The sequence below is a fragment of the Pseudonocardia benzenivorans CB1190 genome (assembly GCF_000196675.2).
In the GTDB taxonomy this organism is placed as follows: Bacteria; Actinomycetota; Actinomycetes; order Mycobacteriales; family Pseudonocardiaceae; genus Pseudonocardia; species Pseudonocardia benzenivorans.
The window spans coordinates 1,244,868-1,258,419 of the sequence record NC_015312.1; the positions used below are offsets into that span (position 1 = coordinate 1,244,868).

Genomic DNA, 13,552 nt, shown 5'->3' on the forward strand with positions numbered 1-13,552 from the left:
CGCGGCCGTGCGGGGACGGCCGGGACGTCCGGCGGCGGCGCGGCCCGTAGCCGTCAGTAGCCGATGTACTGGCCGAGGTGGTTGCTGCGGCCGCCGGACACCAGCGTGTCGACGCCGTAGGTCGCGATCATGTAGCGGACACCCGCGGTGATGTTCGCGACCGGGTCGGTGATCGGCCGGTTGGCCAGGCTCGGCGCGACGAACTTGCGGAAGGTCGACGGGATCGTCTGCATGAGGCCCTGGGAGGGTGTTCCGCGGGCGGCGTTGGCGTCCCAGTTGTTGATCGCGCGGGGGTTGCCGCCGGACTCGGCCATGATGATCTTCTTGATGCCCGGCGCGTAGGACTGCGGCATGTCCATGATGCGCAGCGCCTCGGCGATCCAGCCGTCGAGCCCGCCCTGGGCGACGATCTGGTCGATCCGCGCGTTCTCGGCCGCCTCCTGTGCGGCCTGCGCGTGCAGCGCGGCGAGCTGGTCGGCGAGCTTGCCGCCCTTGTCGAGCGCGGCGATGTCGGGGTCGGTCGAGTCGGCCGGCGTCTGCGTGTCCGCGGCGTTGACGACGAACGAGACCGGGGACAGCGTGCCCAGTGTCGACGACGACCTGTGGGCCGGAGCGGGGTCGACCGGGAGTGCGACGGCGTTGGCGGCCAGCGACGTCGGGATCTCGGCGGCGTCGGCGATGCTCGGGACGCCGGTGGTGCTGGGCATGACGAGAGCGAAGGCGCCGGTCGTGACCACGCCCACGGCCGCGCCGAGGGCGGCGGTGGTGTGCGCAGCGTTGCGCCGGGCCTGCTCGGTGACGAGCGGCCTACGGGCAGTCTGGTGCCGTGACGTGGCTCGGTTCGGGGCCGAATCCACTGGCACACGCCTGCCGCCTGGGGAGCGGTGGCTTGCCAAGACCTGTCCTTCCGCGATCAGCCGTCACTCGCGGACATCCGGTTCGGGGCCCGGGAGCCGGTGGGGAGTCCGGCTCGGTTGTCGCTCGTGATCGGATCGTGACTGCGGCCAGGAGATTACGGAAGGTGAACGGCTGGAGACAAGCAGATCCGGTGCCTGTCGGCGCTCACCGCCCGCCGCTCGACGGTCGGCGCTGCGGCGGCCGGTCGCGCCGACCCGGCGACGAGCGGTCACCGGACACGGTCGGCGGTCGTTCCCGCAGCAACGACCCGGTCCCGGATGATCACCGCGGAAGCCGTTCGGCGCCGGCGGTCCGGTGTGGCCGGTCACGTCCCGGTCGTCCCCGGCTGCGCGACACGTCCCGGGAGCCGTCCTGCCGGCCGGCTCACCGTCCGTGGCGGGGCAGGAGCAGGCAGCTGTCGCCGAACTCGTGCCACAGGTAGCCCTCGGCGAGCGCCGCCCCGTACGCCGCGGCCACGAGCTCCCGACCCGCGACGGCCTCGAGCAGCAGCAGGTGCGAGGCCTGCGGCTCGTGCCAGCCGGTGACGAGCCCTGTCGTCACCCGCGCCGGCCGGTGCGGGCCCAGCACGAGGTCGGTCCAGCCGCTGCCGGCGCGGACGGTGCCGTCCTCGTCCGCGACGGTCTCGAGGGCCCGGGTGACGGTCGTGCCGACGGCGACCACGCGGCCGCCCACGGCGCGGGTCCGGTTGACGGCGTCGGCGGTGCGGGCGGGTACCCGGAACCGCTCGGGCAGCGGTGGCTCGCCCACCTCCGGTGACGAGACGCCCGTGTGCAGGACGAGCTCCGCCACTCCGACGCCGCGTGCCGCGAGCCGGTCCAGCACGGCGCCGGTGAACGGCCGTCCGGCGCTGGGCATCTCGGCACTCGCGAACCCGCGTACGGGCCTGGCGAGCACGGTGCGGAACGCCTCGATCGGCGGAACCGTCCCCAGGTACGGGTAGGTGATCGGCCTGCCGTGCAGCTCCAGCCAGTCCGCGAGTCCGCGTCCCGGCGTCCCGGTTTCCACGATCGCGCGCCAGAGCCTGCTCGTCGTCGCACCCAAATCGGGGTGCGCGGCGACCAGCACGGCGTGCGCCCCGGCGGGCAGCGTCACGACCTCGCCGGGCCGGCCGTCGTGGACGCGTTCCCGGCCCGGTGTGCGCAGCTCGACGACCCAGCGGTCGGGCGCCCCCGGTACCGGCCCGCTGACGTGCAGGACGACGGGGCGGCCGTCGCCGCGGGTGCCCGCGACCGCCGCGGGCACCGTTGTCGAGGTGTTGACGACGACGAGGTCGCCCGGCGCGAGGGACGCGGCGAGGTCGCGGAACCGGCGGTGCCGGACCGGTCGCCCGGCCCGGGCGACGAGCAGCCGGACCCCGTCGCGCGGTACGCCCCGGGACTCGGGCGGCGCGGTGGCCGAGAGCCCGTCGGGCAGCACGAACGACACGGTCATCGTGTCGCCTCGAGCAGGTCGGCCGCCCGGTGCCGGCCGCTCGGCGGCCGCTGCCGCAGCAGCCCGAGCAGGGCCGGGACGACCGTCGCCGGTTCCGGCCGGTCGGAGATGTCCTCCCCGGGGAACGCGCGCTGGTGCATGTCGGTGCGCATGTCGCCGGGGTCGAACGCGTAGACCCGCAGCCCGGGCTCCTCCGCGCCGAGGACGGCGGCGAGCTGGTCGAGCGCGGCCTTCGTCGCGCCGTAGCCACCCCAGCCGGGATAGGCCTCGACGGCGGCGTCGGAGCTCAGCGTCACGACCGTCCCGGCCGGTCCGGTGCGCAGGAACGGCAGCAGCAGGCGGGTCAGCGCGAGCGGTGCCGCGACGTTGGTCTCCCAGAGATCGGCGAACGCGTGCGGCGCCAGCTCGGCCAGCCGCGGCAACGGGCTGGGGCCGAGCGTCCCGGCGTTGTGCACGAGCAGGTCGAGGCCACCCGCCCGGCGGACGGCGACGTGGAGCGCCCCGCGGTGTGCCGCGTCGGTGAGGTCGCCGGGGACGGCGACGACGGTGCCGGGCCCGGGGAGGTCCGCGGTGGCGGCGGCGAGCGCCGCGGCGTCGCGGCCGTCGACGACGACGGTGTCGCCGCGCGCCACGAGGGCCGCGGTGAGGGCGAGACCGAAGCCGCGCGCGGCCCCGGTGACGAGCGCTGTGGTTGTCATCCCCCTACGATGGAAGTTGAAGTCAGCTTGAGGTCAAGGGGCCGGGGGGATCGATGGACAGCCACGACCTGCTCACGATCGGCGAGGTCGTCGAACGCAGCGGGTTCCCGCACTCCGCGCTGCGCTTCTACGAGCGCGAGGGGCTGGTCAGCGCCTCGCGCACATCGGGAGGGCAGCGGCGCTACGAGCGCGGCGTGCTGCGCCGGCTCGCGTTCATCCGTGCGGCGCGCGCGGTCGGGGTCGGGCTCGACGAGGTCCGCGACGCTCTCGACCGGCTGCCCGCCGGCCGCACGCCGACCAAGGCGGACTGGACGCGGCTCTCGCGGTCGTGGCGCGGCCGGCTCGACGAGCAGATCGAGGCGCTCGTCGCGCTGCGCGACGGGCTCGACTCCTGCATCGGCTGCGGCTGCCTGTCGCTCGCCCGCTGCCGGCTGTGGAACCCCGGGGACAGGGTCGCCGTCCAGGGCGACGGCGCGCAGCTGCTGCCGCCCGCGCTGCGTCGCCCCGCGGCTCGCGAGGTGTGACCGTCGTCGCCACCCCGGGACGCCTCGGTTTCCTACGATCACCACGGCGCGATCAGCGGCGACGAGGCCCCGACGAGGAGCGACGATGATCTACGAGATCCGCGAGTACACGACCGTCCCGGGGCGGATGCCCGCGCTGGTCCGACGGTTCAACGACCACACCAAGCGGATCTTCGCCAAGCACGGCATGGACTGCGTCTTCCTGTCGCTCACCGCGCTGGGCGACAACTCCAACAACGAGCTGGTCTACGTCATGCGGTTCGACTCGCTGGCCGACATGGACGCCAAGTGGAGCGCGTTCCTCACCGACCCCGAGTGGGTCGCGGCGAAGGCGGCCAGCGAGGAGGACGGCCAGATCGTCGCGAAGCTGCACCGTCGCGTCCTGAACCCGGCGCCGTTCGCGGACTGACCTCGAGCGGACCCGCGGGGAGGGCCGGCAGGCCCCCGTTTCGGGATGCTGGCACCCCTGACCCTGCAGGGCCGGCGGCGAACACTGCCGGGTATGCACAGGACGGGGAACCGGGGACTGCTCCCGCTCGTGGCGACGGCCGCCGCGGCACTGGTCGCGCTCTCGGCGTGCTCGACGACCGTCACGGGCGCACCGGCGCCGACCGCGTCGTCGAGCACGTCCTCGGGCACCTGGACCGACGCGCACGAGACGGCGCCGCTGGGTGTGCCGGCCGGTGCCGCCACCGCGACGGCGCCCCCCGCGGCCAGCGGCATCCCGGGTGCCCGCAACCTGGCCGTGGCCGCCGACGGCCTGCGGCCCTTCCTACTCACCGACGCCGACCTCGGCCCCGGGTTCGTCTCGGCCGCCGAGCCCCGGCCCGACCCGTCGGCGCCCGCGGTGTGCGGTGGGCCCGGCGTCGTCGCGCAGTTCCCGGACGCGGTGCGCGTGGGCGTCGCGTTCGAGCGACCCGGCGGGGCGGTCCGCGTCCAGGAGGCCGTGTCGGTCTACGCGGACCGCGCGACCGCCCAGGCCGCTTTCGACGCCGGCGTCCGCGGGCTCGACTGCGGCCAGGGCACGCTCGGCGGCCGGTCGGTCGTCGTCACGCCGGCGGAGGACCTGAAGGCCGACGTCGGCGGCGGCGAGGCCACGGGCTGGCGGATCGGCGCCGAGGGCAGCGACATCCTGGTCATCTCCGTGCACAGCGACGAGGTCGTCATGGTGTTCACGTTCGTCACGCCGGAAGGGGCGCCGGTGGGGCCGCCGGACCCGCTGGTGGTGACGCGGGGCGCAGTCCAGAAGCTGGTCGGCTGAGCCGGGTTACCGTGCGGGGGTGACGGCAGTCGACCGCTGGCTGGAGCTCGAGGGACTCGACAATGTGCGCGACGTCGGCGGGCTGCCCGTCGTCGGCGGCGGCACGACGCGCTCCGGGGTGCTGCTGCGCAGCGCGTCCCTGCACTACGTGACCCCGGCCGACGTGCGCCATCTCGTCGAGACGTTCGGGCTCTCGCTCGTGCTCGACCTGCGGACCACCCGCGAGATCGACCGCGACGGCCCGACGGCCGTCGCCACGGCGGGGGTGGAGACCGTCGCGCTGAGCTTCATCCCGGAGGAGGGCCGGGCCCTGCCCGAGACCGGCGACGACACCGACCCGTTGCTGCGCAACTACCTCGGCTATCTGGCCGACCGCCCGGACAACGTCGTGGAGGCCGTGCGGCGGCTCGCGGCGCCGCAGGCCGGTCCGGCGCTCGTGCACTGCGCGGCCGGCAAGGACCGCACGGGCGTCCTCGTCGCGCTCGTGCTCGACACGGTCGGCGTCGAGCACGAGGCGATCGTCGACGACTACGCCCTCTCGGCCACCCGCGTCGAGGCGCTGTTCCGGCGCTGGACGACGATCGAGGGCGGCGAGATGCCCGCGGACCTGACGCCGCACCTGCCGCGCGCGGAGGTGATGGCGGCCGTCCTGGAGACCCTCGCCCGCGAGCACGGCGGCGCCGCGGGCTGGCTGCGCGCGAACGGTCTGGACGACGACGCGATCGCGCGGCTCCGGGAGCGCCTCACGGCCTCGTGAGTGCACAGGGTCAGGGAAGCTCCTCGATCCGGACGCCCTCGTCCATCTTGCGGAGCGCGGCCGGCTCGCCCGTGACGGCGGGCCAGCCCCGGCGCCGGGACGCGGCGACGACCTGGCCGGTGACGAGATCGTCCTGCCCCGAGGCGGCCATGAGCAGGCCGGACTCCTGGGCCATGGCGGGGCTGAGCTCGTCGATCACGGTGTTGGGCAGGCCGAGCAGGACCTGCAGCGCCGCATGATGTTCGGGGCCGACCAGCGACCAGGCCCGACCGAGCGCGGCGCTGGGGATGGCCAGCACGATGTTCGCCTCGACGGCCGCCCAGACCAGTGCCCGCACGTACACCGGGCGACCGGTGGCGAACGCCGCCAGCGCCGACGCGTCGAGAATCCTTCCGCCGATCACCGCGTGTCAGCCGACGGTCGCCGGCGGCGGGACGAGGCGCAGCGACCGCCGCGCCGCGTCGAGCTCGTCGGGCGGCGGGGGCCCGCCGTAGAGGTCGGCCAGCGTCGCCAGGGACCGGTCGCGCGACTGTCGCGCCGCCACCGCCTCCGCGACATACGCCGACAGGCTGGCCGAGTGACCGAGGCGGACCGCGTCCCGTGCCACGGCCACCAGCTCCGCCGGCAGCGTCACCGTCACCCGTTCACTGCGCATACTCGCAGGCTACCGGGTGCATACCCGATCCGGCGCGGATCGCCCGGGGGGAGAAAGTTACTCGCGAGTATGCCAAGCTGGCGGCGAGCCCGGACGGACCGCGCGAGGAGGCCGCATGGACCTGACGTACACGGCGGCGGAGGAGGACTTCCGCCGCGAGCTGCGGGCCTGGCTCGCGGCCCACATCCCCGACGAGTGGACCCGGCCCGGTTTCTGGGAGTCGCTCGGCGACGACGAGAGCTTCCGGGTCCGTCGCGACTGGGAGCGCGACAAGGCGCTCGCCGGGTTCGCCGGCATCGAGTGGCCCACCGAGTTCGGCGGGCGCGGCGGCACCCCGGGCATGAAGGCGATCTACGACGAGGAGACGGTCCGCGCCCACGCGCCGCGCACCGTCAACCCGCTGGGTCTGGCGTTCCTCGCCCCGACGGTGATGGCCATCGGTACCGACGCCCAGAAGAAGGAGATCGTCGGGCCGCTGCTGCGCAACGAGGTCATCTGGTGCCAGGGCTTCTCCGAGCCCGGTGCCGGGTCCGACCTCGCCGCGCTGTCGACCAGGGGCGTCCGCGACGGCGACGACTTCGTGGTCAACGGGCAGAAGGTCTGGACCACCAACGCCGTCCACGGCGACAAGATCTTCACCCTCGTCCGCACCGAGCCGGGGTCGCAGCGCCACCGCGGGATCTCGATGCTGCTCATCGACATGCACCAGGACGGCGTCGACGCCCGCCCGCTCAAGCAGATGAGCGGGGCCAGCGAGTTCGGCGAGGTCTTCTTCGACGACGCCCGCGTCCCCGCCTCCGACGTCCTCGGCGAGATCGGCGACGGCTGGCGCACCGCGATGCTGCTGCTGTCGTTCGAGCGCGGCGCGTCCGGGATCGGGCAGTACACCGAGTTCCGACGGCAGTACGACGAGATCGTCGAGGTCGCGCGCCGGCTCGGGCGCGACACCGACCCGGTGGTCCGCGGCAGGCTCGCCAGGGTCCTCACCGAGCTGGAGTGCCTGCGGCTGCACGCCATGCACGTCCTCACCCAGGTCGAGCAGGGCCGTGACCTCGGGTTCGAGGCGTCGATGACCAAGCTGCAGTGGTCGGAGACGTTCCAGGACCTCTGGGAGGTCTACGACGACATCCTCGGCGAGGACGCGACCCTCGACGCGCTGTCGACCCCCGGGGGCGACCTCGACCTGCGACCGCTGCACGCGCAGTCGATGTGGTCGCGGTCGGTGACGATCTGGGGCGGTTCCTCGCAGGTCCAGCGCACGATCACCGCCGAGCGCGTGCTCGGTCTGCCGCGGTAGGGGGGACGATGTTCTTCGCACTCACCGACGACCAGCGCGAGTTCGGCACCGCGGTCACGACGTACCTCGCCGAGCGGTTCGACCTCGAGGCCGTGCGCGGCGTCGTCGAGGACGCCGCGGGCGACGGACACCCCGCCGCCCTGTGGAAGGCCGCGGGCGAGCAGGGCTGGCTCGCCGTCACCGTCCCCGAGGAGCACGACGGCCTCGGGCTCGGCCTCGTCGAGGCCCAGGTCATCGCACGGGCACTGGGCGCGGGCGTCGCACCCGGGCCGTGGCGCGGGACCGTCCTCGCGGCCGAGGCGATCCGGCTCGCGGGGTCGCCCGAGCAGCAGGCGGCGTGGCTGCCGAGGCTCGCGTCGGGCGCGGCCGTGGGCGCCTTCTCGCTGCGCGCCGGCCGGACCGCCGTCGAGTACGCGGCGGTCGCCGACGTGATCGTCGTCCGTGACGGCGACGGGCTCGTCCTCGTCGAGCGCGGCGCGTTCACGGCCGAGCCGGTCGGCTCCTACGACGGCACCACGCGGCTCGCGACCGTCACCGTCGACGGCCCGGGGGAGGCTCTCCCCGGTGCCGGCGCCGCGACGGTCGCGGATCTCACCGCCCGGGCGACCGTCCTCGTCGCGTCCGATCTGGCCGGTGTCGCCCGCGAGGCGATCACCCGGACCGTCGCCTACGACCGCGAGCGCGAGCAGTTCGGCGTGCCCGTCGGCTCGTTCCAGGCGATCAAGCACGCGCTGGCCGACCTGCACGTCGGCGTGACGATGGCCGAGCACGCCGTGCTCTACGCCGCGCACACCGTCGACACCGGTGCCGAGGGGGCCGATCTCGCGGTGGCCGTGGCCAAGGCGAAGGCGTCCGACGCCGCGCTGGCCGCGACCGCGGCGATGATCCAGTACCACGGCGGCATCGGCTACACCTGGGAGCACGAGGCGCACCTGTTCTACAAGCGGGCGAAGCGGCTCGCCGGCCAGTTCGGCGACGCCGACGCCCAGCGCGCGCGGATCGCGGAGCTGACCATCGGCTGAACCGTCGCGAGAGGGACCTGCGCCGGGCCGGGGTCCGTCCGCTGTGGATGCGGACCTCGGCCCGGCGTGGGACCGTAGGGACATGCCGGGGCCCACGACTGTGAACGCGACCGCCGCCGCGCTGCTCGGACTTCTGCACAGCGGGCCGATGACCGGCGGTCAGCTCGTCGCGGCCGCCGCGGACCGGTTCGGCGCCTTCTTCTCGGTGACGCGCAGCCAGGTCTACCGGGAGCTGCCCGCCCTCACCGAGGCCGGCCTGCTCAAGCCGGGCAAGCAGGGCCCGCGTGCCTCGCAGCAGTACGTCATCACGCAGCCGGGCCGGCGCGCGTTCAAGACCTGGCTGATGGCGGGCGGCGGCGCCGACTCGCTGCGCAGCCCGCTCGTCCTGCGGCTGCTGCACTCGCGGTCGCTGACGGTCCGCCAGCGCACCGAGCTCGTGCGGACCGCACGGGTCGCCTACGCCGTCCGGCTCGACGGCGCCCGGTCCGCGGCGCGCACCGAGACCGACCCCTACGAGAAGGCCGTCGCCGACTTCGCCGTCGCCCACATCCGGGCCATGGTCAAGCTGCTGGACGCGATCCCGACCGAGTAGCGGGCGGCGCGTACCGCGTACCCTCGTCTGTCGTGAACCCCGACGTCGCAGCCGACCTCAAGGACCTGGCCGGAACCCTCGAGAACATCGAGGCGGTCGTCGACCTGCCCGCGCTGCGCGTCGAGATCGCCGACCTCGAGGAGCAGGCGGGTCAGCCCGATCTCTGGAACGACACGGAGACCGCGCAGAAGGTCACCAGCCGCCTCGCCCACGCCAACGGCGAGCTGCGCCGCGTCGAGGACCTGCGCCGCCGGCTCGACGACCTGCCGGTGCTCTACGAGCTGGCCGAGGACGAGGGCGACGAGTCCGCGATCGCCGACGCCGACCGCGACCGCGTCGCGCTGCGCGCGGAGATCGAGTCCCTCGAGGTGCGGACGCTGCTGTCGGGGGAGTACGACGAGCGCGAGGCGCTGGTGACGATCCGTTCCGAGGCGGGTGGCGTCGACGCCGCCGACTTCGCCGAGATGCTCATGCGCATGTACCTGCGCTGGGCCGAGCGGCACGGCTACGGCGTCGACGTCTACGACACCTCCTACGCGGAGGAGGCCGGCATCAAGTCGGCGACGTTCCAGGTCCACGCGCCCTACGCCTACGGGACGCTCTCGGTCGAGCAGGGCACGCACCGGCTCGTGCGCATCTCGCCGTTCGACAACCAGGGCCGCCGCCAGACGTCGTTCGCCGGCGTCGAGGTCGCGCCCGTCGTCGAGTCGACCGACCACATCGACATCGACGAGAAGGACCTGCGCGTCGACGTCTACCGCTCGTCGGGGCCGGGTGGCCAGGGCGTCAACACGACCGACTCCGCGGTCCGGCTGACCCACATCCCGACGGGGATCGTCGTCTCCTGCCAGAACGAGCGCAGCCAGATCCAGAACAAGGCGACGGCGATGGTCGTCCTGCAGGCCAAGCTGCTCGAGCGCAAGCGCCAGGAGGAGCGGGCCCTCATGGACTCGCTCAAGGACACGGGCTCGTCGTGGGGCAACCAGATGCGCTCCTACGTCCTGCACCCGTACCAGATGGTCAAGGACCTGCGGACCGACTTCGAGGTCGGCAACCCGGGCGCGGTGCTCGACGGCGACATCGACGGCTTCATCGAGGCCGGTATCCGGTGGCGGCGCCAGCAGCAGGCCGAGACGAACTGACCGTGAGCGGCGATGGTCGCCATGGCGACCGTCGCCACGCACGAGGGCTCCTCGCTGCCGCTCACTCTCGGTGACGGCCGGGGCGGGATCCGCGAGCGGTCGCCACGCCGCGCCGAGGGGGCGGGTCGAACGCGGGTTGCGGGGGCCGCGCCCGGTACCGTCCCGACCGTGATCCGCCTGGAACGCGTCACCAAGATGTACAAGACGTCGACGCGCCCCGCGCTGGACCGCGTCTCGGTGTCGGTCGACAAGGGCGAGTTCGTCTTCCTGATCGGGCCGTCCGGCTCGGGGAAGTCGACGTTCCTGCGGCTGCTGCTGCGCGAGGACGTCCCCACCCGGGGCCGGATCACCGTCGCCGACCTCGACGTCGCCAAGCTCCCGCGCAGGCGCGTGCCGCGGCTGCGCCAGCGCATCGGCGTCGTGTTCCAGGACTTCCGCCTGCTGCCCAACCGGACCGTCGGCGGCAACGTCGCGTTCGCGCTCGAGGTCATCGGCAAGCCGCAGGCCACGATCGCCCGCGTCGTCCCCGAGGTGCTCGAGCTGGTCGGGCTCGAGGGCAAGGCCGACCGGATGCCCCACGAGCTGTCCGGCGGCGAGCAGCAGCGCGTCGCGATCGCCAGGGCGTTCGTCAACCGGCCGCTGGTCCTGCTCGCCGACGAGCCGACCGGCAACCTCGACCCCGACACCAGCCAGGACATCATGCTGCTGCTGGAGCGGATCAACCGGACGGGCACGACCGTCGTCATGGCCACCCACGACCACTCGATCGTCGACTCCATGCGCCGTCGCGTCGTCGAGCTCGACCTCGGCCAGGTCGTGCGCGACGAGTCGCGCGGCGTGTACGGGGTCGGCCGCTAGATGCGCTCCGTCGACGTACCTGTTCCCGCGGAGGCGGCGTGAGATCCGACTTCGTCCGCCGGGAGGTCGCCACCGGCCTGCGGCGCAACGTCACGATGACCGTCGCGATGGTGCTGACCACCGCGATCTCGCTGGCCCTGCTGGGCACCGGCATGCTGGCGGTGCGCACGATCGACTCCACGGAGTCGCTCTACGCCGACCGCCTCGAGATCCAGGTCGCGCTCACCCAGGACGTCTCGGCCGCCGACCAGGACTGCAGCCAGCCGATCTGCTCGGGCCTGAAGAAGACGCTGGAGAACTCGCCGCTCGTCGAGTCGGTGACGTTCGAGAGCCAGCAGGAGGCCTACACCCGCTTCCAGCAGCTGTTCGCCGGCCAGTCGATCGCCGACGTTGCCCGCCCGCAGTCGCTGCCCGCCACGCTGCGCGTCAAGCTCGCCGACCAGCAGACCGGCGCGGACGCCGTCCGGCAGGCCATGAACGGCCAGGTCGGGGTCCGGACGATCATCGACCAGCGCGACGTCGTGGGGAAGCTGTTCGACTTCCTCGGCGGCGTCCGCAACGTGACGTTCGCGCTCGCGCTCGTGCAGGCCGTCGCCGCGCTGCTGCTGATCTCCAACACCGTGCAGGTGTCGGCGTACACCCGCCGGGTCGAGGTCGGGGTCATGCGCCTCGTCGGCGCGACCCGCTGGTACACCCAGCTGCCGTTCCTCATCGAGGCGGTCCTCACCGGCGTGGTCGGCGCCGTCCTGGCGGGGGTGGGGCTCGTCGTCGCCAAGTTCGCGTTCATCGACGACCTGCTGGCCGGCATCGCGCAGAACGGCGTCATCCCGCCGATCACGATCTACGACGTGCTGGAGACCTCGATCTGGCTGCTGCCGATCGGTGCCGCGATCGCGGGCGTCACCGGGTACGTGACGCTGCGGCTGTACGTCAAGGTCTGAAACCGGTTCCGCGGCCGCGTAGGCTGGTCGGGTGAAGGAGAAAGGCCGCAAGGTGATCGCGCAGAACCGCCGCGCGCGTCACGACTACAGCATCCTCGACACCTACGAGGCGGGTGTCGCGTTGCTGGGCACCGAGGTCAAGAGCCTGCGGCTGGGCCGTGCCTCGCTGGCCGACGCCTTCGCGACGATCGACGACGGCGAGGTCTGGCTCCGCGGGCTGCACATCCCCGAGTACACCCACGGCAGCTGGACCAACCACGAGCCGCGCCGCACCCGCAAGCTGCTGCTGCACAGGGCCGAGATCGAGCGGCTCGTCGGCAAGACCCGCGAGGGCGGGCTCACGTTGGTGCCGCTGTCGCTGTACTTCAACGAGGGCAAGGTCAAGTGCGAGGTCGCGCTGGCCAAGGGCAAGAAGTCCTACGACAAGCGCCAGGACCTCGCCAAGCGCGACGCCGAACGCGAGGTCCGCCGCGAGTTCGGGCGCGCCGCGAAGGGGCGCGCGCGGGAGATGCGGTGACGGTTCCCGCGCCGCCGGCCGACGACGCGGACGTCACACGGTTCGTCGCCGACCTGGGCCTGCCCGGCCTCGTGGACGCGCACACCCACTTCCTGCCCGAGCGCGTCATGACCAAGGTGTGGGCGCACTTCGCCCGCGGCGAGGAGTACTACGGCAGGCCGTGGCCGATCCACTACCAGCTGCCCGAGGACGAGCGGCTCGCGATCCTGCGCGGCCTGGGCGTACGGCGGTTCGCGCCCCTGGTCTACCCGCACAAGCCCGACATGGCCGCATGGCTGACGAAGTGGGCACTCGACTTCGCCACCACCACGCCCGGCGCCGTCCCGACGGCGACGATGTACCCGGAGCCCGACGTCGTCGACTATCTGGGTGCGGCGGTCGAGGCCGGGGCGCGGCTGGTCAAGGTGCACGTGCAGGTCGGCGCGTACGACCCGCGGGACCCGCTGCTCGCACCGGCGTGGGGGCTGCTGGCCGAGGCCGGCGTCCCGGCGATGGTGCACTGCGGGCACGGGCCCGTCCCCGGCGACCATACGGGTCTCGACGTGTTCGCCGAGGTGCTGGCCGCGCACCCGCGGCTGCGGGTGGTGCTGGCGCACGCGGGGATGCCCGAGTTCGGCGCGGCGCTCGACCTCGTCGACCGCTTCGCCGGGGTGCACCTCGACACGACCGTCGTGGGTGTCCCGTTCACCGCGGAGATCGCCCCGCTGCCCGACGACTGGCCGGCCCGGCTCGCGGGCGTCGCCGACCGTGTCGTGCTGGGGACCGACTTCCCCAACATCCCGTACGCCTACCACGTGCAGCTCGCCGCGATCGCCGGCTGGGCCGCGGCCGACGACCGCCTCGGCGTCCCGTTCCTGCGGTCCGTCCTGCACGACGCGCCGGCGGCGCTGCTCGGGGTGTGACACGTGTGAGACCGCGACGCCCGGGGAAACCGGGATG

Annotated in this window: 17 protein-coding genes; 12 read left to right on the forward strand and 5 right to left on the reverse strand. The window is 73.6% G+C overall.

Going from position 1 to position 13,552, the window contains the following annotated elements; all coding sequences use genetic code 11:
* Positions 1 to 53 precede the first annotated feature (53 nt).
* From PSED_RS05980 to PSED_RS05990, 3 genes are all read right to left on the reverse strand, one after another.
* Positions 54 to 707, reverse strand: coding sequence for a transglycosylase SLT domain-containing protein (locus tag PSED_RS05980; protein ID WP_086002797.1), 654 nt, complete (start codon positions 705 to 707; stop codon positions 54 to 56).
* Positions 708 to 1,281: 574 nt separating this feature from the next.
* A complete protein-coding gene (locus PSED_RS05985) occupies positions 1,282 to 2,349 on the reverse strand; it encodes an S-adenosylmethionine:tRNA ribosyltransferase-isomerase (RefSeq protein ID WP_013673358.1) in 1,068 nt (355 codons plus the stop codon).
* A complete protein-coding gene (locus PSED_RS05990) occupies positions 2,346 to 3,047 on the reverse strand; it encodes an SDR family NAD(P)-dependent oxidoreductase (protein WP_013673359.1) in 702 nt (233 codons plus the stop codon). The genes PSED_RS05985 and PSED_RS05990 overlap by 4 nt, the downstream gene beginning before the upstream one ends.
* Before the next feature lie 53 nt (positions 3,048 to 3,100).
* Here PSED_RS05990 and soxR point away from each other — a divergent pair, with 53 nt between their 5' ends.
* The 4 genes from soxR (at position 3,101) to PSED_RS06010 (ending at position 5,589) form a co-directional block, all read left to right on the forward strand.
* Complete coding sequence (gene soxR / locus PSED_RS05995) at positions 3,101 to 3,571, forward strand: redox-sensitive transcriptional activator SoxR (protein WP_013673360.1); 471 nt, start codon at positions 3,101 to 3,103, stop codon at positions 3,569 to 3,571.
* 85 nt (positions 3,572 to 3,656) lie between these two features.
* A complete protein-coding gene (locus PSED_RS06000; protein ID WP_013673361.1) occupies positions 3,657 to 3,980 on the forward strand; it encodes an NIPSNAP family protein in 324 nt (107 codons plus the stop codon).
* Between the two features lie 93 nt (positions 3,981 to 4,073).
* Complete coding sequence (locus tag PSED_RS06005) at positions 4,074 to 4,832, forward strand: hypothetical protein (protein WP_132975270.1); 759 nt, start codon at positions 4,074 to 4,076, stop codon at positions 4,830 to 4,832.
* A gap of 19 nt (positions 4,833 to 4,851) precedes the next feature.
* The gene (locus PSED_RS06010) at positions 4,852 to 5,589 is read left to right on the forward strand and encodes a tyrosine-protein phosphatase (protein WP_013673363.1); all 738 of its coding nucleotides are present in this window, start codon (positions 4,852 to 4,854) and stop codon (positions 5,587 to 5,589) included.
* Between the two features lie 10 nt (positions 5,590 to 5,599).
* On the opposite strand, the gene PSED_RS06015 is transcribed toward PSED_RS06010, so the two are convergent.
* Positions 5,600 to 5,992 carry a hypothetical protein gene (locus tag PSED_RS06015; RefSeq protein ID WP_013673364.1) on the reverse strand — a complete coding sequence of 131 codons (393 nt, stop codon included), beginning with the start codon at positions 5,990 to 5,992 and terminating at the stop codon, positions 5,600 to 5,602.
* A 6-nt stretch (positions 5,993 to 5,998) separates the two neighbouring features.
* Complete coding sequence (locus PSED_RS06020; RefSeq protein WP_013673365.1) at positions 5,999 to 6,244, reverse strand: hypothetical protein; 246 nt, start codon at positions 6,242 to 6,244, stop codon at positions 5,999 to 6,001.
* A 115-nt stretch (positions 6,245 to 6,359) separates the two neighbouring features.
* Between PSED_RS06020 and PSED_RS06025 the strand changes: the two genes are divergently transcribed.
* From PSED_RS06025 to PSED_RS06060, 8 genes are all read left to right on the forward strand, one after another.
* Positions 6,360 to 7,541 (forward strand): acyl-CoA dehydrogenase family protein, encoded by a 1,182-nt coding sequence (locus PSED_RS06025; RefSeq protein ID WP_013673366.1) that lies wholly within the window; start codon positions 6,360 to 6,362, stop codon positions 7,539 to 7,541.
* Between the two features lie 8 nt (positions 7,542 to 7,549).
* Entirely contained in the window at positions 7,550 to 8,563 is a 1,014-nt protein-coding gene (locus PSED_RS06030) for an acyl-CoA dehydrogenase family protein (RefSeq protein ID WP_013673367.1), read from the forward strand.
* Between the two features lie 82 nt (positions 8,564 to 8,645).
* The gene (locus PSED_RS06035) at positions 8,646 to 9,155 is read left to right on the forward strand and encodes a PadR family transcriptional regulator (RefSeq protein WP_013673368.1); all 510 of its coding nucleotides are present in this window, start codon (positions 8,646 to 8,648) and stop codon (positions 9,153 to 9,155) included.
* Between the two features lie 32 nt (positions 9,156 to 9,187).
* Entirely contained in the window at positions 9,188 to 10,297 is a 1,110-nt protein-coding gene (gene prfB / locus PSED_RS06040) for a peptide chain release factor 2 (RefSeq protein WP_013673369.1), read from the forward strand.
* Between the two features lie 168 nt (positions 10,298 to 10,465).
* Positions 10,466 to 11,155 (forward strand): cell division ATP-binding protein FtsE, encoded by a 690-nt coding sequence (gene ftsE, locus PSED_RS06045; RefSeq protein WP_041760555.1) that lies wholly within the window; start codon positions 10,466 to 10,468, stop codon positions 11,153 to 11,155.
* Positions 11,156 to 11,193: 38 nt separating this feature from the next.
* Complete coding sequence (gene ftsX, locus PSED_RS06050) at positions 11,194 to 12,096, forward strand: permease-like cell division protein FtsX (RefSeq protein ID WP_013673371.1); 903 nt, start codon at positions 11,194 to 11,196, stop codon at positions 12,094 to 12,096.
* Between the two features lie 31 nt (positions 12,097 to 12,127).
* On the forward strand, positions 12,128 to 12,613 hold the full coding sequence (smpB, locus tag PSED_RS06055; protein ID WP_013673372.1) for an SsrA-binding protein SmpB: 486 nt from the start codon (positions 12,128 to 12,130) through the stop codon (positions 12,611 to 12,613).
* Positions 12,610 to 13,515, forward strand: a complete 906-nt coding sequence (locus tag PSED_RS06060) for an amidohydrolase family protein (RefSeq protein ID WP_013673373.1) — start codon at positions 12,610 to 12,612, stop codon at positions 13,513 to 13,515. Before smpB ends, PSED_RS06060 begins: the two co-directional genes overlap by 4 nt.
* Positions 13,516 to 13,552: the final 37 nt, after the last annotated feature.

Excerpts from the sequence above, each read along its gene's own strand:
- PSED_RS05980 (WP_086002797.1), bottom strand. The coding sequence starts at position 707 with ATGCCCAGCACCACCGGCGTCCCGAGCATCGCCGACGCCGCCGAGATC.
- PSED_RS05985 (WP_013673358.1), bottom strand. The coding sequence starts at position 2,349 with ATGACCGTGTCGTTCGTGCTGCCCGACGGGCTCTCGGCCACCGCGCCG.
- PSED_RS05990 (WP_013673359.1), bottom strand. The coding sequence starts at position 3,047 with ATGACAACCACAGCGCTCGTCACCGGGGCCGCGCGCGGCTTCGGTCTC.
- soxR (WP_013673360.1), top strand. The coding sequence starts at position 3,101 with ATGGACAGCCACGACCTGCTCACGATCGGCGAGGTCGTCGAACGCAGC.
- PSED_RS06000 (WP_013673361.1), top strand. The coding sequence starts at position 3,657 with ATGATCTACGAGATCCGCGAGTACACGACCGTCCCGGGGCGGATGCCC.
- PSED_RS06005 (WP_132975270.1), top strand. The coding sequence starts at position 4,074 with ATGCACAGGACGGGGAACCGGGGACTGCTCCCGCTCGTGGCGACGGCC.
- PSED_RS06020 (WP_013673365.1), bottom strand. The coding sequence starts at position 6,244 with ATGCGCAGTGAACGGGTGACGGTGACGCTGCCGGCGGAGCTGGTGGCC.
- PSED_RS06025 (WP_013673366.1), top strand. The coding sequence starts at position 6,360 with ATGGACCTGACGTACACGGCGGCGGAGGAGGACTTCCGCCGCGAGCTG.
- PSED_RS06030 (WP_013673367.1), top strand. The coding sequence starts at position 7,550 with ATGTTCTTCGCACTCACCGACGACCAGCGCGAGTTCGGCACCGCGGTC.
- PSED_RS06035 (WP_013673368.1), top strand. The coding sequence starts at position 8,646 with ATGCCGGGGCCCACGACTGTGAACGCGACCGCCGCCGCGCTGCTCGGA.